This window comes from Microvirga sp. jy35 (genome assembly GCF_056148915.1).
The window spans coordinates 181,050-201,764 of record NZ_JBWBEW010000002.1; the positions used below are offsets into that span (position 1 = coordinate 181,050).

Annotated in this window: 17 protein-coding genes; 11 read left to right on the plus strand and 6 right to left on the minus strand. The window is 57.5% G+C overall.

Annotated features, from left to right (window positions below):
- Positions 1-130: 130 nt before the first annotated feature.
- Positions 131-346 carry a hypothetical protein gene (locus AC0QTX_RS02570; RefSeq protein ID WP_474602255.1) on the plus strand — a complete coding sequence of 72 codons (216 nt, stop codon included), beginning with the start codon at positions 131-133 and terminating at the stop codon, positions 344-346.
- A 94-nt stretch (positions 347-440) separates the two neighbouring features.
- Here AC0QTX_RS02570 and AC0QTX_RS02575 read toward each other — a convergent pair whose 3' ends face one another.
- Positions 441-677: a hypothetical protein gene (locus AC0QTX_RS02575; RefSeq protein ID WP_474602256.1), complete on the minus strand. Its 237-nt coding sequence runs from the start codon at positions 675-677 to the stop codon at positions 441-443.
- 136 nt (positions 678-813) lie between these two features.
- Here AC0QTX_RS02575 and AC0QTX_RS02580 point away from each other — a divergent pair, with 136 nt between their 5' ends.
- The gene (locus tag AC0QTX_RS02580; RefSeq protein ID WP_474602257.1) at positions 814-1,134 is read left to right on the plus strand and encodes a response regulator; all 321 of its coding nucleotides are present in this window, start codon (positions 814-816) and stop codon (positions 1,132-1,134) included.
- A gap of 19 nt (positions 1,135-1,153) precedes the next feature.
- Here the strand turns inward: AC0QTX_RS02580 and AC0QTX_RS02585 are convergent, their stop codons facing one another.
- Positions 1,154-2,035 (minus strand): aldose 1-epimerase family protein, encoded by an 882-nt coding sequence (locus AC0QTX_RS02585; RefSeq protein WP_474602258.1) that lies wholly within the window; start codon positions 2,033-2,035, stop codon positions 1,154-1,156.
- Between the two features lie 204 nt (positions 2,036-2,239).
- Entirely contained in the window at positions 2,240-5,332 is a 3,093-nt protein-coding gene (locus AC0QTX_RS02590) for a bifunctional diguanylate cyclase/phosphodiesterase (RefSeq protein ID WP_474602259.1), read from the minus strand.
- A gap of 747 nt (positions 5,333-6,079) precedes the next feature.
- Here AC0QTX_RS02590 and AC0QTX_RS02595 point away from each other — a divergent pair.
- From AC0QTX_RS02595 to AC0QTX_RS02615, 5 genes are all read left to right on the plus strand, one after another.
- Positions 6,080-6,766, plus strand: a complete 687-nt coding sequence (locus AC0QTX_RS02595; protein ID WP_474602260.1) for a response regulator transcription factor — start codon at positions 6,080-6,082, stop codon at positions 6,764-6,766.
- An 820-nt stretch (positions 6,767-7,586) separates the two neighbouring features.
- On the plus strand, positions 7,587-10,388 hold the full coding sequence (locus tag AC0QTX_RS02600; RefSeq protein WP_474602261.1) for a hybrid sensor histidine kinase/response regulator: 2,802 nt from the start codon (positions 7,587-7,589) through the stop codon (positions 10,386-10,388).
- Positions 10,389-10,390: 2 nt separating this feature from the next.
- Entirely contained in the window at positions 10,391-10,879 is a 489-nt protein-coding gene (locus AC0QTX_RS02605) for a chemotaxis protein CheW (RefSeq protein WP_474602262.1), read from the plus strand.
- A gap of 59 nt (positions 10,880-10,938) precedes the next feature.
- Positions 10,939-11,319 (plus strand): response regulator, encoded by a 381-nt coding sequence (locus AC0QTX_RS02610; protein WP_474602263.1) that lies wholly within the window; start codon positions 10,939-10,941, stop codon positions 11,317-11,319.
- A 23-nt stretch (positions 11,320-11,342) separates the two neighbouring features.
- Positions 11,343-12,044 (plus strand): protein phosphatase CheZ, encoded by a 702-nt coding sequence (locus AC0QTX_RS02615; RefSeq protein ID WP_474602264.1) that lies wholly within the window; start codon positions 11,343-11,345, stop codon positions 12,042-12,044.
- A 97-nt stretch (positions 12,045-12,141) separates the two neighbouring features.
- Here the strand turns inward: AC0QTX_RS02615 and AC0QTX_RS02620 are convergent, their stop codons facing one another.
- The 3 genes from AC0QTX_RS02620 to AC0QTX_RS02630 form a co-directional block, all read right to left on the minus strand.
- Positions 12,142-14,691: a heparinase II/III domain-containing protein gene (locus AC0QTX_RS02620; protein ID WP_474602265.1), complete on the minus strand. Its 2,550-nt coding sequence runs from the start codon at positions 14,689-14,691 to the stop codon at positions 12,142-12,144.
- Positions 14,692-15,055: 364 nt separating this feature from the next.
- Positions 15,056-15,676 carry a response regulator FixJ gene (gene fixJ, locus AC0QTX_RS02625; protein ID WP_474602266.1) on the minus strand — a complete coding sequence of 207 codons (621 nt, stop codon included), beginning with the start codon at positions 15,674-15,676 and terminating at the stop codon, positions 15,056-15,058.
- Positions 15,642-18,467 carry a PAS domain-containing sensor histidine kinase gene (locus tag AC0QTX_RS02630; protein WP_474602267.1) on the minus strand — a complete coding sequence of 942 codons (2,826 nt, stop codon included), beginning with the start codon at positions 18,465-18,467 and terminating at the stop codon, positions 15,642-15,644. Before AC0QTX_RS02630 ends, fixJ begins: the two co-directional genes overlap by 35 nt.
- Before the next feature lie 257 nt (positions 18,468-18,724).
- Here AC0QTX_RS02630 and flgB point away from each other — a divergent pair, with 257 nt between their 5' ends.
- The 4 genes from flgB to flgG are packed head-to-tail and all read left to right on the plus strand — an operon-like array spanning position 18,725 to position 20,695.
- Positions 18,725-19,147 (plus strand): flagellar basal body rod protein FlgB, encoded by a 423-nt coding sequence (flgB, locus tag AC0QTX_RS02635; RefSeq protein WP_474602268.1) that lies wholly within the window; start codon positions 18,725-18,727, stop codon positions 19,145-19,147.
- Positions 19,144-19,560 (plus strand): flagellar basal body rod protein FlgC, encoded by a 417-nt coding sequence (gene flgC, locus AC0QTX_RS02640; RefSeq protein ID WP_474602269.1) that lies wholly within the window; start codon positions 19,144-19,146, stop codon positions 19,558-19,560. Before flgB ends, flgC begins: the two co-directional genes overlap by 4 nt.
- A 1-nt stretch (position 19,561) precedes the next feature.
- Positions 19,562-19,894, plus strand: coding sequence for a flagellar hook-basal body complex protein FliE (fliE, locus tag AC0QTX_RS02645; RefSeq protein WP_474602270.1), 333 nt, complete (start codon positions 19,562-19,564; stop codon positions 19,892-19,894).
- A 12-nt stretch (positions 19,895-19,906) separates the two neighbouring features.
- A complete protein-coding gene (flgG, locus tag AC0QTX_RS02650) occupies positions 19,907-20,695 on the plus strand; it encodes a flagellar basal-body rod protein FlgG (RefSeq protein WP_474602271.1) in 789 nt (262 codons plus the stop codon).
- The last annotated feature ends 20 nt before the right edge of the window (positions 20,696-20,715 follow it).

A 20,715-nucleotide genomic window follows, 5' to 3' on the forward strand; every position in this document is an offset into this window, starting at 1 on the left:
GTGGCCCGAACTCGGGGTTTTGGAACGTGGCAGGATGCCTGCCGGGCGCAAGAAACGTTAACCATCATCCTTAACCGCGCTGCAAGGATGTTGGACCAGAGTTTGTCTCAATCCACGAGGAGGATCTGAGATGGACGAGTGGTCAGGGCGCAAGTGGGAGCCTGTTACCGAGGAGCGCCTGCTTCGGGCAATTGATGTGCTCGTTGAGATCGCCAAAGAGCATGGGTCGTCGTTCGATCCTGTTCTGGAAACGGTCAGGCAGGAGCTTCACGATTTCCGACGCAGGCATTCTGCCATCGGGCAGGTAGAGCATGAGTCAGGAGTTCTCCTCCGCAAGGCAGGCTAAGTCATACCGATTGCCGATGTGCCACGACTACCTGAGGCAATGGCATGGCCCATTGTCAATGAGGGGCTTTGGTTCGCGCAAGGGCAGCGAAGCATTAGGCTGGCTGCAACTGCTCCTCGCGAACGAGGCGCGCTGGACCATCGTGGGTTCCTCGCACGTGATATTGAAAGCCGGCTTGATCCGCTGGGAGGAGACGAGTGACCTCCCAGATGTCCTCAGGGCGCATGGTGTCGGTAGTCGTCACCATGTTGAGAAAAGCTTCCACCGTGTTGGTGCTTGCGAGCTTGACCAATCGCACCCGGTCTCCGACTTTGAACTTGTGCGACGTCATGGCACGCTTCCCCACTCGATAACGACCTGAGCAGTAGGAACTAACATAGGTTAGTTTCGTTCCACGCCTCATGATGAACAGCTATTCACACCAATCTCCTGTCGTCCTGCTCGTCGAGGATGAGCCGCTCGTGCGCATGGCGGCGGCCGACGACCTGCAGGAAGCGGGCTTCCATGTTCTGGAGGCTGCCAATGCCGATGTCGCGCTGGCGGTTCTGGAAACCTGCTCCGAGAACGTACAGGTTCTCTTTACGGACATCGACATGCCGGGGTCCATGAATGGGCTGGATCTTGCGGAAAACGTTCAGCAGCGCTGGCCGCATATCTCGCTCTTGATTTCCTCGGCTTATCACCGCCCGGGCCCTGAAGCGCTCCCAGATGACGGACGATTCGTGCCTAAACCTTATTGCAGCGACGACGTAGTCCAGCAGATCCGTGAACTCGTAACGAGCCATTGATCCCGATCTGCTTGTCTCATCACGAGAGCTGTTCTTGAGGCTTGACGGTTATCGCGATCGCGAAGCAGCGCGTTTCTCCGGGCTGGATTAATACAATCCCTGGCTTGTCTGAGAAGTCGCCCGTGAAATCTTGCGGATCTGCATGTCCTTGCCATGGTTCGATGCAGATGAAACCTGCTCCCGGTTTGGACCAAATTCCCAGATGCGGCATGTCAGGAAAGTCGACGCGAAGCGAGGCATTACCGCGGGCGCCATATTCGACGGAACGGCTTCTGAGCCGATCAAACACAAGAGCATCCGCTTCAAAGAGACTGTCGCGCAGAGCGAGGGTACGGCCTTGCACAGGGCTGGGTTCCGTCTCCTGGCGGAGAAGACCCTCGAGAGGTCGGCGGACCGGCGCGGTTTCCTCATGCTCAAATCGAATCTCATGTGCATCGCGCGGGTCGCCATAGGGCAGCGGCCATCTAAAGGCCGGGTGGAAGCCGAACGAGACGGGCAGACCGGAGGAGCCGGTGTTGATGACAGCCGCCGCGATGCTCAAAGTTGAACCCTCAACCGCATAGGTCACATCCAGCTGGAAGGGAAAAGGATAGCGCTGAAGCGTGGCTTCACTGGAGCAGAGCCGGAAGTGGCACTGAGATGAGCTTGCCTCTTTGACCTCAAAGCGAGACGTGCGGGCAAAACCATGCCTGGGCAACTCGTAGTCCGAGCCGTTGAGACGGATGCGATCGTTCCTCACGCGGCCTATGATGGGGAAGAGCAGGGGAGAGCGTCCGGTCCAGAAGGCAGGATCTCCGTCCCAGAGCCAATCATGCCCCCGCTCATCCTGAAGTCGAATGAGCTCGGCTCCCTCGGCAGACACTTGGGCTCTCAGCTGTGGACTGGATATGGTGACGCTCATTCTTCAAGCTTCCTTTCCCATGGCAGACCTAAGCACTAAGACGCGGATAGGCAGATGGGGCCCGAGGCAGGATGGACAAGGCTGATGAAGCTTCAGGAAAGAAACCAAGAGTTTTCCCCCGCCTTACTAGCCTTCTCTTGAAAAGTAATTCGCTTGAACAACGCGGCTCCGCAACAGGTCTGCCAGGGTGTGGACTGCGGTCTATTATTTGCCGAACAGCTTTGCCGTTCTGTCGAGGCGAGGCCTGACAAGCATGGAACTCCACCGGCTCACGAGATCTGGGATCTGTGAGGCTGCCATCGGTTTCGCATACAGAAAGCCCTGGGCATAATCGCAACCTAGCTCGCAAAGGCGGCGGGCCTGCCCGTGTGTCTCCACTCCTTCGGCCGTGACCCGAAGCTGCAGGCTCTTTCCAAGGCTGATGACAGCCGCGATAATCGCTTCGTCATCGGAGTCCTGCTCGAGATCCCGCACGAAGCTTCGGTCAATCTTGATGTGATCCACGGGAAATTGCTTCAGATGTGTCAGGGAGGCATATCCAGTTCCGAAATCATCCAGTGCAATCTGGATCCCCTGCTGCCGGAATTTCGCGAGAGCCGAGGAGACGTTGTCTGAATTCTTGCCAAGAAGAACCGTTTCCGTGACCTCCACCTCGAACAGCGAGGCCGGCACTCTCAACCGGTCGAGTGTCCGCAGCAGGTTGTCGACGATGCCCGATTGGCTGAACTCTGCAGGGGAAAGGTTCAGCGCCACCCGGCCGATCTGGAGATCCTGATCCAGCCAGTTGCGGACATCGGCGGCTACTTTTGCGGTCAGCTTCTTGCCGATGGAGGCCGCGATGTCATGGTCCTCGAAGACCGCACCGAAGTAGCCAGGGGTGAGCAAACCCTCTGTCGGATGCTGCCATCGTGCCAGCGCTTCAAGGCCAATGATCTCGCCTGTCGTGAGGCAGATCTTCGGCTGATAGAAGGGAACGATCTCGTCGTTGGCGATGGCCTCGCGCATGCCCCGTCCGAGTGACACCCGCTGCTCGATGACATTCCGCATCTCGGGCGAGTACGTAATGACACGGTTCCTCCCCTGAGACTTGGCTTGGTACATCGCAATGTCAGCATCCTTGATCAGTTCCGCGGGAATGCCATCATGATCAGGATAGGCGGCAATGCCGATACTCACGCGGCTGATCAGCGTCCGCTTCCGGTAAATGAATGGCTGCCGAAGCATCTCGGCGAACAAAGAGCCGAGCCGTGTCGCATTCTCAAGCTTCAGCGGGTCGACGACGAGAACGGCAAACTCGTCGCCGCCAATCCGCGCCACAGTATCGCATCCGCGGACCATCGTTGACAGGCGGCGAGCCGTTTCCTGCAGCAGGGCGTCCCCCGCATCGTGTCCGATTGTATCGTTGATATCCTTGAAGTCGTCCAAGTCGATCAAGAGAAGGCTGACGCTTGTATCGTTCTGCCGCGCATAATCTAGAGCGGCATCGAGGCGGTGCTGAAACAAGGTGCGGTTGGGGAGACCGGTCAGAGCATCATGATTCGCCGACCGCCATATCTCTCTTTCCGCTTCCTTCTGCTCGCTGATGTCGAAGGTGACGCCCACGATACGATCGGGGCCGGCCTGTTCACCTCTGGCGCGCAGCCAACGGGTCTCCCCGCTCGGCAACACATAGCGGCATTCGATAGAACTGGCGCCGTCTGCCTGAATCTGCCGCAGAAAGCTCTCCACTGCCTGGTGATCATCAGGATGAATGCCCGTCATGAAGGTTCCGTCGACACCTGACCTGATACCAAGAAGGGCGAGAGAATTTTCAGAGCGGGTGGTTGCGCCTGATTGCGGATTGAACTCCCATGCAATCATATGGGCAGCCTTCAGCGCCAGCTGCAGGCGTTCTTCGCTCGCCCTCAGTGCCTGCTCCGACTGCTTGCGTTCGTGGATATCCATGGCAATGCCGAACCATTGCTCGACCTTCCCTTGCTCATTCTTCAGGGGCTGCCCACGCACGATGAACCAGCGATACATGCCGTCCAGAGCACGGCGCAACGGCATCTCGATCTCGAAGGAAATGCCTTTGCCGAGGGAGGCGCTCCACATGCCGAGAATCTGCTCGCGATGAACGGGATGAATTACGGAGGCCCAACCGTCGGCAGGGCCATCCTCGGAACGCAGGCCAGTATACTCGTACCAGACATCGTTACAGTAGGTGAAGTCTCCGTCGGGGTTGCTGAACCAGACGACCTGCGGCGCGCTGAAGGACTGCGGCATGACGTCGATAAGAGTGCGGAGGCGCCTCTCGCTCTTTCGCAGACGCTCCTCAGTCGCGCGAAAACCCGTGATATCCCGCGAGATGCACAGGAAGCCTTGCGGGTCGCTGTCACCCCCTCTTATGGCGGTGACGACAACATCCCACCACTTCTGGGTTCCTGTCATCGTTGCGCATGGTCCTTGGAAACGTCCTATCCCGCCCGCCTTGACAGCGTCGATGGCCTCCTCGGCCTCCTTGCCGTTAATGCTGCTCCAGATTTCAGCCCAATGGCGGCCTTCAATCGTGCGGAAATCCTCGACTTCCATGGCACGCATGCCACCCTGGCTCATGAAGCGCAGACGCCCCTTCAAATCGAATACCTTGATGCAGTCGTCCGAGCTTGCCAGAAGGCGGCGGGTAAACTCCTCGCTTTCTGCGGCCGTCTTGCCGGCAAGCTTCAGTTCGATTTGGCACATGATGGCTTGGGCTAGAGTTGAAAGCGCTTCTCCCTGATGCTCAGCGAGTCCAGCAGGACGTGCAACGTGATCGAGAACGCAGAGCATTCCCAGAGGTAGGCCGTCCTTCGTTCTGAGTGGAACCCCCGCGTAGAAGCGTACGTCAGGCTCACCTTCGACACGGACTCTATCCTTGAAACGTGGGTCCAGGCTTAAATCGGAAACAACGAAAAGGCCTGGCTGCAGAATGGCGTGATTGCAGACTGAATTTTCACGAGGGCTCTCTGTGAGTTCAAGTCCGATCCTGGCCTTGAACCACTGCCGATCATCATCAAGGAATGAAACATAGGCAATCGGGGTATTACAGATCTGAGCCGCGATCTTCGCAAGGCTATCAAACTCGATCTCCGGTTCCGTGTCCAGAATGTTAAAGTTCTGGAGCGCAGCGAGGCGGTCAACCTCTTTCCAATGAGGCAGATTGCTGTGACCAGGGCACTCAAGCATGCAAAAACTGCCTGTTGGGAAACATAGGGGCTGTTCGGAGATGCCAGGCTGCTGCCGACCCGATGGAGCGGCATCATTCCTTCGAGCAGTCACTCGATCCGTTGCAAATCGATGATCCGGGCTGACCGGTAAAATGGCAGTGCGTCATGCTGGTCTTAGGAAAAGACCTGCCATAGTGCTGATGACTTCAAGTTCGCAATGATTGAACGATTGTCAAACAAACGAGGTACTTGCCGCTCTACCTAAGGTCAAGAAGCAGCAACATGACACCGAGCTTTAGAGTTAATGAAAGCCTCATGAGAGTCTTGCCTGTTGCACGTGTAACGATACCTGTTTTGCCGGCGTGGGGAACCGTACGGATCTACCTGTCGTGCGCTGATGCCTGAAAGAGCTTCGCCTCGACTGACATGAAGCTTTGCACTCAATTTGGCCGTGGCAGCCTGCTGATTTCGCAGGTTGCGTAAGTGGTTCTACGTACCCCTAGATTACGGAGACTACGTAGTTACATGAGATCATAACAACAATCCTAGAGAGCAGGAGAGGGGATGCAAAGTTCCATGAAGTGAAAAACATCAATTTTGGCAACTGCTTGAACTCGGCGATGGGATGTGCCTGTCACGAGCTGATGGGACATTCTGCCCCTGAAAGTATTGTTTAACGTTGGTTAAGGAGCATTAACCATAAGCCAGTAACAGCTCCCTTTATTTACGTATTGTCCTCGTGAGGGCCAAATTATAGTTTCTGCCTCAGCCGCTAAGCGACATAAAACAAAGTAAATATCAGCATGCGGCAAGCATAGAATAAATTGACGCACTTAATTACTAAGGCGGGGCAGAAAAAATGTATATCGTCGTCGATGACCGGCAGATGGTTACGTCTGGATATGTTGCAAGCTTCAAGCGTGAAGGCATATCCTCCCTTGGCTTATATGCAGACGAATTCAGCGATTGGCTCGAGTCAGCCTCCGACTCCGATCTGGAAGCAGTACAAGGCTTCGTGCTCGGCAGCTTCGAAGAGCGGGTTCACTCTGCCGAGAGCATCCGGCGCTATTCCAAAGCACCGATCATCGCATTGAGTGATGTTCGGTCTCTTGAAGAAACGCTGGAACTCTTCACTGCGAAGTTTGACGATGTTGTGCGTAAACCTGTTCACGTCCGGGAAATTCTTGCACGGGCCGAAGCCGTCTGGCGCCGGGTGAATGCAAGCTCTGGGAAAAAAGTTCAGGATGAGAGCGACAGGCTCAAAGTTTTCTTTGATGGACGGGATCCGGAGATCGATGGGCTCCCTCTCTCCCTCCCGCGCCGTGAGAGGCACATTCTTGAGTACCTGGTTCGCAAGAAGGGTCACCGTCTGACCAAGAAGCAGATCTTCGATGCGGTTTACGGAATCTACAGCGATGACGTCGAGGACAGCGTTGTTGAGGGACATATCAGCAAGCTGCGCAAGAAGCTGCGGCAGCGGCTCGGGTATGATCCGATCGATGCCAAGCGGTATATCGGCTATTCCTACGTAGGTGTCGCCTCCTAGATCCTTGTCGCTTTGATGTTCGGCCATCGCACCTAGCTGCGATAGCCTATGTCTTTACAGATCCCGCAGGACTAGAGCAGTTTCTGAAAGGGCTTCAGGCCTTCATAAGTCCGGCAATTCGCTCATTGAGGCGCTCGCCTGTCGAACTCCCATGGCTGAACAAGGTCTCTCTTCTCCAAGAGCTTCGACGGGTTATGCAATGCTCGCGAACCATGTTTGCCGGCGATCTGCAGACGCGCATCATTGGCTTCTATGCTGATCGATTGTTCTCTCCGAATGGATTCGGAGGCGATAGTGACAAATCCATTACCCAGACTTGCAGATGTAACGGCAGGGCCATCTGAAACCTTACTACACTGCGCCTGAGCAATTTTCTGTCGAAATCGAGCCGCATAAGTGCCCGTCTCATGCGTGCGTTAACTCTATTGCAGGAAACGCCGTCTTATTCTTCCTCAACGTCATGGCTGCGGCTCAAGAGGCGCAAAGCTCAACGGATCAATTCTTCGTCCGACTTCAGGCGAAGCAATGATCAGGTCCGGCCGCTCAGCCTAAGTGGCTGGCAAAGTGACGGAATGAACGAGGCGGACTGGGGTGCTGTCATGAAGATGAAAATTCCGCAGGCCACGGCCTGTATGCGGCACGTATACGGCAGGTGCATTCCGGTTCTCCGATCCTGAACTGAAGTCGACCCTTCCGTTTCCACGCGTGAACATGAGGTTCAGCGCTTTATTGCCGGCGTGAAGGCCGCATGATCCTCCCATACTGAAGCGCCAGGTGATCGGCGCTGCTCAGTTCACATAGTAAGAGTTGAGACACGGCAATGGACGACCTTCTTCTTGAGTTTCTGACGGAGACCAACGAGCATCTCGAAACGGTCGACGTGGAGATGGTCCGTTTCGAGCAGGATCCGAATAACGAGGCAATTCTCAGCAACATCTTCCGCCTGGTTCATACCATCAAGGGAACCTGTGGCTTTCTCGGCCTGCCGCGGCTCGAGGCGCTGGCCCATGCCGCGGAAACGCTCATGGGCAAGTTCCGTGATGGGATGCCGGTCACAACACCGGCCGTTTCGCTGATCCTCACTACCCTTGATCGAATCAAGGAGATTCTTGGGGAACTGGAGCGCCAGGGAGCCGAGCCGGAAGGGTCGGATGGCGATCTCATCGAGCACTTGGAGAGAATGGCCGCGCAGGAAGCGCCTGCCCCGGTAGCAACTCCTGCTCCACAGCCGGCGCGATCTTCGGTCACTGCAGTTCACCAAGTGCTGGACCGGGAGCTGAAGCCGGGTGAGGTCTCGCTCGACGAGTTGGAGCGCGCCTTCCAGGAAGCTCCAGGTCCGGAGAAGACTGTGACCGCCGGAACTCTGGCATATCAGGTGCTTGAGCGTCCTCTGAAGCCGGGCGAGGTTTCTTTGGATGAGCTGGAGCGTGCATTCCGCGAGGCTCCTGGGCCGGCTCCTCTCGTGATCGACAAGCCTGCTGAGAAAGCATCAAGCGAGAAGTCCGTGGCTCCCGCTGCAGCGCCTTCAGCTGCTAAGAAGAATTCCGACTCGCCGGAAGCTGGTGAGGGTGGGGAAGGCATCTCCGGCAAGGTTCAGACGATCCGTGTCAACGTCGACACCCTCGAACATCTCATGACGATGGTGTCGGAGCTCGTTCTCACCCGGAATCAGCTGCTAGAGATTGCCCGGCGCAGTTCGGAGGACCACGGCTACAAGGTGCCACTGCAGCGTCTGTCCCAGGTTACGGCCGAGTTGCAGGACGGGGTGATGAAGACCCGGATGCAACCGATAGGAAACGCCTGGCAGAAGCTGCCGCGCGTCGTGCGTGACCTGTCGAACGAGCTCTCGAAGAAAATCGAGCTTGTGATGCAGGGTGCCGACACTGAGCTCGATCGGCAGGTCTTGGAGGTCATTAAGGATCCTCTCACCCATATGGTCCGCAACTCGGCGGATCATGGCATCGAGAGCCCGGCCGACCGGAAGGTGGCCGGCAAGCCGGAGAAGGGCACAATCCGCCTCAATGCCTACCACGAAGGTGGCTCGATCACGATCGAGATCGCGGATGACGGCAAGGGGTTGAACTTCGCGGCCATCAGGAAGAAGGCTGCCGAGCGTGGGATCGCAAGCGATGCCGAACTCGAGCGGATGAGCGATGCCCAAGTGGCGAAGTTCATCTTTCACCCTGGCTTCTCCACCGCCGCGAAGGTGACTTCCGTCTCGGGTCGCGGCGTCGGCATGGATGTGGTCAAGACCAATATCGAGCTCATCGGCGGAACAGTCGACATCCGCTCAGAGCAGGGGCGTGGAACGACCTTTACGATCAAGATCCCGCTGACGCTGGCTATCGTGGCAGCGCTCATCGTGTCGTCCAAAGACCAGCGCTTCGCCATTCCTCAAGTCGCTGTATCGGAACTCGTCCGGGTGTCGCCCACCTCCGAGCACTCGATCGAGCGCATCAACGGGACGCCGATCCTGCGCCTACGAGACCGCCTGCTGCCGATCGTGCCGCTGTCGAAGGTCATGGGCCTGTCCGGAAACGAGGACGTCAACCACGGCTTCGTGGTGGTGACGCAGGTGGCGCATCAGCGCTTCGGCATTCTCGTCGACGGAGTATTCCATACTGAGGAGATCGTCGTAAAGCCGATGTCCTCCAAGCTGAGGCACATCCAGCTCTTCTCCGGAAACACCATTCTGGGCGACGGAGCCGTGGTGCTGATCATCGACCCTAACGGGCTTGCCCGCATGGTCGGCTCGGAATCTGACCGCAACGAGTTCCAGAGCGAGGCCAACCTCGAGCAGACGGTGGTTGCAGCGGACGAGATGACGAGCCTGCTCGTCTTCCGCGGAGGAGGCGAGAGCCTGAAGGCGGTTCCGCTCTCCCTGGTGACGCGCCTAGAGGAAATCGAGGCATCGACCATCGAGTGGTCGAGCGGACGTCCGGTCGTTCAGTACCGTGGACGTCTGATGCCACTGGTCTCTTGTGACGAAGAACTCACGATCAAGCGGCAAGGCATGCAGTCGCTGCTGGTGTTCTCGGATGGTGACGTGTCGATGGGGCTCGCCGTGGCCGAGATCGTCGACATCGTGGAGGACAAACTCGATATCGAGCTCCTTGCCGAGCGCTCCGACCTTGTCGGCTCCGCGGTTGTCAGGGGACGCACCACTGAGATCGTCAATGTGGCACACTACCTGCCAATGGTTCTCGAGACATGGTCGCGCAAGGATCGAAGGGGCGGCTCGGAGAAGTCCCTGCTCCTCGTCGACAGCTCGACCTTCTTCCGGGACATGCTTGTGCCGGTTCTGAAGGCGTCGGGTTACCGCGTTCAGACCGCTTCGACAGCCCAGGATGCGGTTCGCCTACTTTCCAATGGCCTGCAGGTTGATGTGGTCGTCACGGACCTGGAGCTTTCAGGGCATTCCGGCTTCGCCTTGGTTGCGTCCCTCCGGGCTGATCCGCATCACAGCACGACTCCGGTGATCGGGCTGACCGTCAAGCCCGACCCTCAGCAAATTGCCTTGGCGAGGAAGCTGCGTATCTCCGAGATCGTCTCCAAAATCGACCGTAGAGGCCTTCTCTCCGCACTTTCAGAGCTCAATGGCTCGCTTGAAGAGGCTGCTTAATCATGAAACTCATTGACTCAATCCCTTCGGGGAACGTGAAAACCACCTCCAGGCAGATGGAGTTCGTGACGGTCACAGTGGCGGGACAATTGCTGGGGCTGCCGATCAGTCGTGTGCATGATGTCTTCGTCGTGAGCGAGATGACCACCGTTCCTTTGGCGCCTGGGGAAATCGCAGGTCTCCTGAACCTCCGTGGGAGGGTCGTTACCGCAGTGTCGCTGCGTCGTCGTCTCGGATTGGACGACACCTACGAAGGAGGTAGACGCATGGCTGTCGGCCTCGAGAACCAGGGCGAGGCCTATGGACTTCTCGTGGATGACGTCGGTGAGGTCCTCAAGCTGGATCCGGACGAAATGCAGCCGAACCCGGTTCATATGGATCGTGGCTGGGTAGGGCTCTCGCAGGGCGTTCATCAATTGAGGGACCAGTTGCTGATCGTGCTCGATGTTGACGCCGTACTAGCCTTCGAGACGGAGCGGGAAGCTGCGTAAGTCACGTTCGTTGAGCCCGTGTGCTTCAGTTCATCAAATCAGGATATAGGAAGTTTGTCGTGAGTCTTGATCTATCAACACCTGTTCTCATCGTTGACGACTACCAGACGATGCTTCGCATCATCCGCAACCTCCTGAAGCAGATCGGCTTCAACGACGTCGATGAGGCCAAGGACGGCTCCGAGGCCTTGGGCAAGCTCAAGGAGAAGAAGTACGGGCTGGTGATCTCCGACTGGAACATGGCGCCCATGACGGGCTTCGAGCTGCTCCAGAAGGTGCGTGCCGATGCGGAGCTGGGCAGCCTGCCCTTCATCATGATCACCGCGGAGGCCAAGACCGAGAACGTGGTGGCCGCCAAGCAGGCCGGCGTCAACAACTACATCGTCAAGCCGTTCAATGCGGATACGTTGCGATCTAAAATCAGCGCTGTCTTTGGTTGATAAGTAGAACAAGAGCAACGATCATGACCGTTAGAAAGAGCTACCGCATCGAGGCGAGCCTAGGCATTGGTTCGCAGGACGAAAGTGTTATCGAGCGTCATTCCGAAGTCATGGGAATGCTGGCGACGATCAAGGAGTCGATCGTCCCGGCAAAAGAGATCTCAACATCTCTGCTGGAGGAACACCGCCGCGATATGCAGGAGGCTCTTCGGCTGAAGGCGGAGCTCGATTCGATCTATGAGGCGATCGAGCGCACGAAGAGAGAGATCGCCACACTCCGGTATGCCGGTGCCCAGGGAAAGGAGATCACCCGGGTAACGGACGAGCTCGGCGCCATCGTTACCGGAACGGAGACAGCCACGAATTCGATCCTCGCTGCCGCAGAAAAAATCGATGAGCTCTCCAGCAACTTGTCATCACGGCTAGCAGGAAGTGATCAGGATATCGCTCGTGAGATCCTGGATCATGTGATCAGTATCTTTGAGGCCTGCAACTTCCAGGACATTACGGGTCAGCGAATCAGCAAGGTCGTCAATGCGATGAAGTTCGTTGAGGAACGCGTTCATCACATGATGGAGATTTGGGGCGGCATGGAAAGCTTCAAGGATGTCGAAACTATCGACGATCCGAAGCGCGAGGGAGATAAGGCGCTCCTCAATGGACCAGCTTTGGCATATGATAACGGGGTGACGTCCCAGGACGCCATTGACGCGTTGTTCAACTAATCCCGGCTGGGTGACCGTCAGACTTTTAGGTACAGCATAAGCCCAGCCTCCGAGGGCTGGGCTTATGCTGTACGGCAGTTTCGGGTTGCCGGAAATGCTAACTCAATAGCTTTTGCACCTGCTGCGAGGCGATGAGGCTCATGAGCCTCTTCAAACCATCTTCTGTTATTGCCAGAATTATGCCGCCACACACTTCAGAACCGCCGGCGAAGCCATAACTCAACACAGTTGCAGGCCTAAGGCCGCCGGTGCCATTCGAGAGATAGCCTTGCAAGGACCCTGCTCGGCCGGTATGTCCATTCTGGACTCTCAATCCGGTAAACTGCCCCGCAAGAGGATGAGGGATAATCCGCAGCCTATCACGCTTGTGAAAGGCGATGGCGAGGTTGCTGTTGGCAAGGGCAACCGCAATATTCTCTTCGAAATGAAGATGGGCCTCGAAGCCAGCTGTGCTTCGGGAAGATCGGAAGCGATCGAAGATTGCGATCGCGTTCATATCATCCAGGCACACGAGAATGCGCGAATGATCGTAGCAGGGGCCATGCACATTCGTGCCCACCCGAATGGCGCAGGCCTTCTCGAGCGATAGCGCTGCTTCAATCCATCCAAAGCCAGCAGTCTGTTCGCGATGATCTGGAACAGCCACGTTATGAGCTCGTGACGCGAGCAGGTACTGGCGCGTAGGACCGGCCTCCAGGACTCCCGATCCTCCAGGATCCGTAATCCACCTCACTCCGCGGGCGGAATAAACGAATGACGTGCAGTCGTAATGCCCATTCTCATGCCGCTGCTCGTTGATCGTGGCACAGAGATAGCTCCAGTCCGGCTTCTGGGCGTAGTTCCGGAAGGCGATGAGACCTGCATGATCCGATATATGGAGCCTCGGACCCAATGGGTAAGCCAGCTCCCCCGCGAGAGCCTGATCCGATAGGAGATGTCTTCCGTATCCCGAGATCAGGCGCCGCAGCCAGGAGGCGTGATGGAGGCTACGCGGAATGTCTCCGAAGGGAGCAAGCATCCCGGCCGGGTCAGTCGTTGCGACAAGAGCTTTAAGGCTGTCCTTCAGACGCGCGTCGAGAAGCTGTGTGAGGTCCTCAGCCCCACGTTGATCCTTGAGATGCTGGGACAGGATCATGCCAATGGATATCAATTCCAGCCGGTAGTGTTGGGACTGCTCATTCGATGACCCGCCTGGACCGAGGAGATGGTCAAAGCCGTTACGCAATTGGGCAAGGGCAACTGATCGCCAGTATTGGGAAAGGGGGAAGTTCGGAATGCCGGACGAAGCGCTCAAAAGGGCACAGGCGATGCGGATTTGCAGAATGGAATGGAGGAAGATATTCTGGCCCAGGATCTCGGCGAGAGCGAACCCATGCTGAATGACCTCCGCAGCGATCACGCGCAGCTTTTCGACAGGTCTCTTCTTGACGATTGCTGCGGCTGCGAGCAACCGAAGCAGAACTTCCGTCCGTACGGCGACCGACGCAGGATAGGCGCTGAGGGGGTCCTTGGGATGCCCCCATGGATTAATACGAGACCAGGAGAAGGCGAGGTCCACGGCCCTTTGCACCCCGCTCGCCTGCGGATCGTCAACCAGATCCAAAAGCCATGACAGAGACTGGTATTCCAGGCGCCATGCGGGCGACTGATAGGGATCCTCGGCCCAATCCGGTGATGAAGGCAAGGGCCACGCCTGGAAGCTGCCGAGAGTGAGCAGGCCATCGGCGAGGGCTGCCGATTGGCCCTGCTGAACTCCCCGCAGCTTGTCGTGTATTGTCGGTGCAGTTGCCAGCGTCTGACGATCGATCAGACTGTCGATCATGCTGGTGTCATTGATGCTAGCCCTACCTGTAGAGCTTGTCTGAAGCTGTCGGAAGACCTCATTCACGAAAGCCAAGGCATCGGACTTCTCTTCGCCCATGATGCTCTCCAGCAGGAGATCGTCACCGAGAGATGTCTCGAGTGGGGTCACAAGGCTGACTTGCGCCTCGTCTCGCCGAACTTGAAAACCGAGGTCGACCGTTACGGCCTGATCCGGCGGAGCCAGCTCTAATGTGAAGCGTCTCGTCTGTCGGTTGATCGGTATATCGATGTAGGCTCCGACACCAGGCAAGCTTTGCAGATCGCCCGGCGGGGCTACAATCTCCCCGTCTGTGTTGCGAAAGATGACGCGCGCCAAGGCTCCTTCGGCGCTTAAATTCTGGTTGACGAGTTGGCCTCGAACAAAAAGGGTTTTGGCAGGGGCGACCCCGTAGGAAAACCAGGCTGGGTCGGTCTTCAACTGAACCCAGGAGCGACGCGGGCCACTTGCTATTGGATGAGAGGGAATGCTCGATGCATCTGCCTCGTCACTTGCATGCTGGGCAATCTGCAGAAGCTTTGGGTCGACAATGGTGAAGGGATGTGAATTGCGCCAACTGCGGAAGGTAATCGTGATGTGCTTCGCCGGAGAAGGCACCAGAAAAGCGCATTGAACCTCTGCCGCATTCCTCTGATCGCTGCTTCGATCGTAGTAGTCGGGGCCGGCAATGTGGCAGCTGTGAGGGTCGATCTGAGCACGGGTCAGACCCGGAACATAAGCGAAGTCGATGCTTGAGCTATCCTCGGTCAGGAAATCCAAGCCAATGACCGCGAAATCATGCACCATCCTACTTTTCTCTTCGGGGTGCCAGGAGATCTGGAAGCTGAGCTCGCACCAAGCATCCTGCGTAAGATCCTTGAATTCGAGAGTGGCTCGCGACCATCGGTTCTGGTTCGCAACGACAAACTGTCGGGCGCCGTTTTCCTCTTGAGGTGTTTCCTCGCCGCGGTCCCGTGGTGCCGGAAGGATCTGTATGACATCGGCCATTGAGGCACCAGAGTTCTAGGTGGAAAGGTTTGTCGAGGAGGGTTTGCCGTACACGCCAGCGCGAACCTTGTTCACTTCCGACAGAGTCAGAGCCCGGTCAATTGAAAATTCGCAGCCACCAAGCGACGCAGAAGCCTGAGCTTCAGTTCGCCTGCTGGTTTGGTCAGTTTCCTGTTGTGACCTCTAGGAACAGGGCCATGCGGATCAGCTCGGAGAGACTCTTGGCTTCCATCTTCGCCATGACATTCGACCGATGGATCTCCACTGTGCGGATGCTAATGTTCAACTCGTGAGCAATCATCTTGTTGGCTTTGCCGGCAACCAAGCCATCGAGCACTTGCCGCTCCCGCTGTGAGAGCGACTGCAGCCGCGCCTGGGTTCGAAGAAGCTCCTGGTTTCTGCGAACGCTTTTCTCGTCGCAGACAAGCGCAAAGCGGACAACCTCCAGGAAGCGGTCCTCCCGGAATGGCTTTTCGAGGAAATCGATGGCCCCTGCCTTCATGGCTTCCACGGCGAGCGGAATGTCCGCATGGCCAGTCATGACGATTACAGGAACATTCAGCCCACGCCCATTGAGGCGCCGAATGAACTCCAAGCCGTCGATGCCGGGCATCCGCACATCTGTTACAATGCAGCATCGCCCTGGATCGTTGACCTCGTCGAGAAAGGCTTTGGCGGATTCATACAGACGAACGTTCAGGCCAGCCGACACCAGCAGGAAGGAGAGAGCCTTTCGCACTCCGACGTCATCATCCACCACATACACGATCGGCGTGTTCGACACTGGCCATGTCCTCCTTGTCGACGGTTCTGAGGGTAAAATGAAAGGTGGTGCCTTCACCAGGGATCGACACAGCCCAGATCTTGCCGCCATGGGACTCCACGATCGTCCGGCTGATCGAGAGCCCCACGCCCATGCCGCTTCGTTTCGTCGTGGTAAAGGGCTTGAAAAGGTTCTTCAAGACCTCCGGCGCAATCCCTGAACCCGTGTCCTGGACACTGACCTGGACCATGGACTCCGCTGGCACAGGCTGAGCCTTGATCAGCAGTTCGCGCCGGTCCGCCTCCTGCATCGCTTCGATGGCATTGCGGATCAGATTGAGCAGCACCTGCTGGATCTGTACGCGGTTTACAAAGACCAGCGGATTCTCGGACGGAAAGTCGTATTCAACCTTTACGTCTTCTTCCTTGGCGCCCACCAGAGCCAGGGCACTGGCTTCCTCGACGAGACGCTGGAGCGCCTCGATCTGGTGCTCGCTTCCTCCCCTGGACACGAACTCCCGCAATTGCCGAATTACCTCTCCGGCGCGCAGGGCCTCCTCGGCGGCCTCGTTAACGGCATGGCGGACGAGGGATATCTTGTCGCCTTCAACGTTACTGAGGATGAGGCCACATCCTTTCAGGTAGCTTGTGATGGCCGTCAGGGGTTGATTGATTTCATGGGCCAACGTCGAGCCCATCTCGCCCAAAGCGGTGAACCGAGACATGTAGGCGAGTTCGGATTGCAACTCCTGCATCCGGGTCTCGGTACGCTGGCGTTCCGTCAGATCGCGGATGAAAGCCGTGAAGAAGCGCTCTCCTTCCGATTCCATCTCGCCGACCTGAACCTCCATCGGAAAGGTTGAGCCATCCTTGCGCTGGGCGACCACCACGCGTCCGCTCCCGATGATGCGTCGTTCTCCCGTCTCGCGATAACGGCGGATGTAGCCGTCATGCTGCTCGCGATAGGGCAGGGGCATCAGGAATTTGACGTTAGTGCCAATGATTTCCTCGGGCTGGTAGCCGAACATGTTCACGGCTGTCGCGCTGAAGGACTGAATGATGCCGCTCTCGTCGGCCACGACCATCGCGTCTGGGACAGTCTCGAGAATGGACCTAAGATGCGCCTCGCTCGTACGCAGGCGCTCTTCGCTCGAGCGCAGGGCATTCTCGGCCAGCTTGCGTTCCGTGATGTCTTGAACCGTTCCGATCTTGCGAATGGGACGGCCGTCATCATCGACCAGGGTGCGGCCGATCGCCGTAACCCAGCGTTCTACACCGGTGTCGGCACGAATGATCCTGAAACTGCCGCTGTAGGTCAGGTCGCTGCCCGGCTGATCATCGTAGAAGGTGTTCGCCATTCGCTCACGATCATCGGGGTGGACGCAGTCGAGAATGACTTCGCGCGTGATGGTCACATCCGGCGCCAAACCAAGGATCTGCCGCGCCTCAGGCATCCACTGGCGCCTGCCGGTGACAAGGTCTTGATCCCAGATGCCAAGGGCTGTGGTTTCGATGGCCAGGCGCAGCCTTTCCTCGCTGCTGCGCAGCCTCATCTCCGCCCGGCGCTGATCGTGGATGTCCGTGACGGTGCCCACCCATTCCTGAACTTGACCATCTTCGTTGAGCAGCGGGACTGCCCTGGCCAGCATCCAGCGATATTTGCCGTCGAGGCGCCGGACGCGGTATTCGAGCATGCCGGGCTCTTCTGCCGCACGGATGACCTGCCACTGGGCGGTGAGCTTCTTCCGGTCGTCCGGATGCACGGTATCCAAGAAACCGAAACCCGTGTAATTCTCGTTGGACTGGCCGCTGAAGGCTTCCCAGCCCCAGACTTTGGTAATCGCACCGTCCGTCGCCGCACGCCAGACGATCGCGGAACTGGCTTCGATGAGTGCGCGGTACTGCTCCTCGCTTCGTCGCAACCGCTCAGCAGCCAACTTCTGCTCATGAATGTCCGTGACCGTACCAATCCACTCCTGAACTGCGCCATCGGCATCGAGAAGGGGGACGGCTCTCATCAGGACCCAGCTATATTCGCCGTCCGGCGCAAGAGTTCGATACTCATTGGTCCCCGTTTCCTCTGAAGCCAGGGTTTCCAGCCAGGCTGCCGTCACGCGCTCTCGATCTTCGGGATGAACGGCATCAAGCCAGGCAAAGTCTCCGCCGCTCTCAGACGGTAGGGAGGGGTGTGTGTCCCAGCTCAGAGCGCCGTCAATGATCATCCCACTGGCATCTGCACGCCAGACGATCGCGGAGCTTGCCTCGATGAGGGCCCGGTAACGCTCCTCCTGAGTTTTCAAGGCTGCTTCCGCAGCCATGAAGCGGCTGATGTCGCGGGCGGTGAGGACGAAGCTGGGCTTTTCATCGTCTCCGGTGCGAAGCGCATCAAGCGTCAATCGGCACAGGATGTGGATGCCATCCTTTGTCCTACAGCGGACTTGGTCGGCTGAGTGCCCGGAAGCGGCGGCTGTGTTGAGATCCTGCAGGGGCTTCCCGCGAAGCTGCGCATCCGATGAATAGAGAAGGGAAAAGTGGCGGTTCAGGATCTCATCCGATCGCCAGCCATAGATGCGCTCTGCGCCCATATTCCAAGATATAACATTTCCATCCTGATCGAGAGTGATCAGGGCGAAATCGACTATGGCATTAAGAACGCAGGCAGGATCGGGGCTCGCGTGAGACGCAGGCCCGCTGACAAGATCCTTGAACGCAGATGTATGAGTCATGACCCCCCAACCCAAGAGCTGCGTTGCTTGCAGGTTTTTAACGTATTGGCAATTGATCGTGCAAATCGGCAAACCGGATATGCTCATGTGGCATTGAAGAGTGTTCCGGCGACCGCGCTCTTCATGAGGATAGCTGGTCGAAAAGCAACTGATTCGAATGCGACATGGTAGCGCTCACAAGCGCAATGTAATTCAGTAATAAATCAGAGTTTTCGGAACAGAGTTTCAACGATCTGCTCTGAGCCGCAGGTCTCATGCGTTTGAAGACGCACTTTAGCCTCCGGCTCCAGCCGTACTGACATCCGCAGAGGCCAAGTCAGCCTCGTGCAAGGTTAGCGGCTTAAATGCCTCTTTACCATGTTTGCTCGGAGATTCCTGTGACGGCACCTGTCTATCTGTTCGATCTGGCATCGCGACAGGCTCAATGGCTTGCCGCGCGCCAGACAACAATTTCCGGCAATGTCGCGAATGCCAATACTCCCGGCTATCGCGCCCGGGACGTGGAGCCTTTCGCCGATGTTCTCGACAAGACCAAGCTGGTCATGGCGGCGACGGACAACGGACATATCGGGATTCCTCAATCGCGTGTTGAAGCAACGAAGGTGAAGAAGTCCGAGAGCTGGGACACGGTCTACTCGAAGAACTCCGTGAGCCTTGAGCAGGAGCTCATCAAGGCAGGCGAGGTCAATCGCCAGCACTCCCTGAACACGAGCATCGTCAAGTCATTCCACAGAATGCTGCTGACTAGCGTGAGGACCCCGTCATGATAGATCCTTTGATTGCTTCCGGTAAGCTGTCCAGCGCTGGCCTGGAAGCACAGTCCGCGCGTTTGCGGGTGGTGTCTGAGAATATCGCAAATGCGAATTCCACCGGGCGGACCCCAGGGTCAGACCCCTATTCGCGCAAGACGATCACCTTCCGCTCCGAGCTCGACCGGACACTGGGCGCGGCTTCGGTGTCGGTGAAGGATGTCGGCCAAGACGAGGCTCCTTTCCCGGTCGAGTATGATCCCGGCAACCCGGCTGCCGATGAGAACGGCATGGTCAAGAAACCGAACGTGAACATGCTGATCGAAATGGCCGACATGCGGGAAGCCAATCGTTCCTATCAGGCCAACCTGCAGATGATGAAGCAGGCGAGAGCCATGATCTCCGCAACAATTGATCTCATGAGAGGCTGATATGATCAGCGCCGTATCCTCCATCTCTTCAATGATTGACAGTCCTGCGGCGGTCACTGCTGTTCCAGCGTTCGGCACGATGCAGCCGCCGGCAGGAGCCGCCGCCGGCGCGTCGCCAGTGAGCTTCAGCGACATGATGGCTCAAGTGGCCACGTCTGCCGTCGACACGATGAAGGCGGGCGAAGCCGCGTCTATTGCGGGCATCCAGGGAAAGGCCTCGGTGCAGCAGGTGGTCGAGGCAGTGATGTCGGCCGAACAGACACTTCAGACTGCAATCGCCATCCGTGACAAGGTGGTTGCGGCCTATCAGGAAATCGCACGGATGGCGATCTAAGGGGATAAGACAATGAGAGCGCTTGCGATTGCTGCTACGGGAATGAATGCTCAGCAGCTGAATGTCGAGGTGATCGCCAACAACATCTCGAACGTCAATACAACTGCCTTCAAGGCGGCACGGGCGGAGTTCACGGACCTGCTCTATCAGACCGAGCGTTCTCAGGCGATCCCGAACCAGGCAGGCTCGAGCCCTGTGCCTGAAGGGGCTATGCTGGGTCTCGGCGTGAAGACGGCGGCCATCCGCAACCTCCACCGGCAGGGCTCCCTGACGAACACCTCGAACCAGTTCGATCTTGCCCTGAACGGACGCGGTTGGTTTCAGGTGAACGCACCGAGTGGCGAGATTGTCTATACTCGTGCAGGATCATTCAACAAGAACGGCGATGGACAACTCGTCACCCTCGACGGCTACACCCTCAATCCGCCCATCCTCGTTCCGCCGAATACGCTCGACGTGACGATCAATGAGTCAGGCGAGATCTTCGCGAAGATCGCTGGGGAGGCTCAGCCTCAGAACCTGGGCCAGTTGACCCTTGCGAACTTCGCCAACGATGCAGGCCTGGAGCCTCTCGGCGGAAACTACTACCGTGAGACTCTGGCCTCAGGCGCTCCGGCTGTGGGCATTCCGTCCGATCCCGGTTACGGAAAGATCCATCAGGGATACCTCGAAGCCTCGAACGTGGATCCGATCAAGGAAATCACGAATCTGATTTCGGCCCAGCGCGCTTTCGAGATGAACTCCAAGGTCATCCAGGCCGCGGACGACATGGCCGGAACCGTCTCAAAAGGCATCCGCTAAAAGCGGTATCCGAGTGATCC

Coding starts and splice junctions, on each gene's coding strand:
- AC0QTX_RS02595 (WP_474602260.1), top strand. CDS start 6,080: ATGTATATCGTCGTCGATGACCGGCAGATGGTTACGTCTGGATATGTT.
- flgG (WP_474602271.1), top strand. CDS start 19,907: ATGAGAGCGCTTGCGATTGCTGCTACGGGAATGAATGCTCAGCAGCTG.
- AC0QTX_RS02630 (WP_474602267.1), bottom strand. CDS start 18,467: ATGAGCATATCCGGTTTGCCGATTTGCACGATCAATTGCCAATACGTT.
- AC0QTX_RS02570 (WP_474602255.1), top strand. CDS start 131: ATGGACGAGTGGTCAGGGCGCAAGTGGGAGCCTGTTACCGAGGAGCGC.
- AC0QTX_RS02575 (WP_474602256.1), bottom strand. CDS start 677: ATGACGTCGCACAAGTTCAAAGTCGGAGACCGGGTGCGATTGGTCAAG.
- AC0QTX_RS02620 (WP_474602265.1), bottom strand. CDS start 14,691: ATGGTGCATGATTTCGCGGTCATTGGCTTGGATTTCCTGACCGAGGAT.
- AC0QTX_RS02600 (WP_474602261.1), top strand. CDS start 7,587: ATGGACGACCTTCTTCTTGAGTTTCTGACGGAGACCAACGAGCATCTC.
- flgB (WP_474602268.1), top strand. CDS start 18,725: ATGCCTCTTTACCATGTTTGCTCGGAGATTCCTGTGACGGCACCTGTC.
- flgC (WP_474602269.1), top strand. CDS start 19,144: ATGATAGATCCTTTGATTGCTTCCGGTAAGCTGTCCAGCGCTGGCCTG.
- AC0QTX_RS02615 (WP_474602264.1), top strand. CDS start 11,343: ATGACCGTTAGAAAGAGCTACCGCATCGAGGCGAGCCTAGGCATTGGT.
- AC0QTX_RS02580 (WP_474602257.1), top strand. CDS start 814: ATGGCGGCGGCCGACGACCTGCAGGAAGCGGGCTTCCATGTTCTGGAG.
- fliE (WP_474602270.1), top strand. CDS start 19,562: ATGATCAGCGCCGTATCCTCCATCTCTTCAATGATTGACAGTCCTGCG.
- AC0QTX_RS02585 (WP_474602258.1), bottom strand. CDS start 2,035: ATGAGCGTCACCATATCCAGTCCACAGCTGAGAGCCCAAGTGTCTGCC.
- AC0QTX_RS02605 (WP_474602262.1), top strand. CDS start 10,391: ATGAAACTCATTGACTCAATCCCTTCGGGGAACGTGAAAACCACCTCC.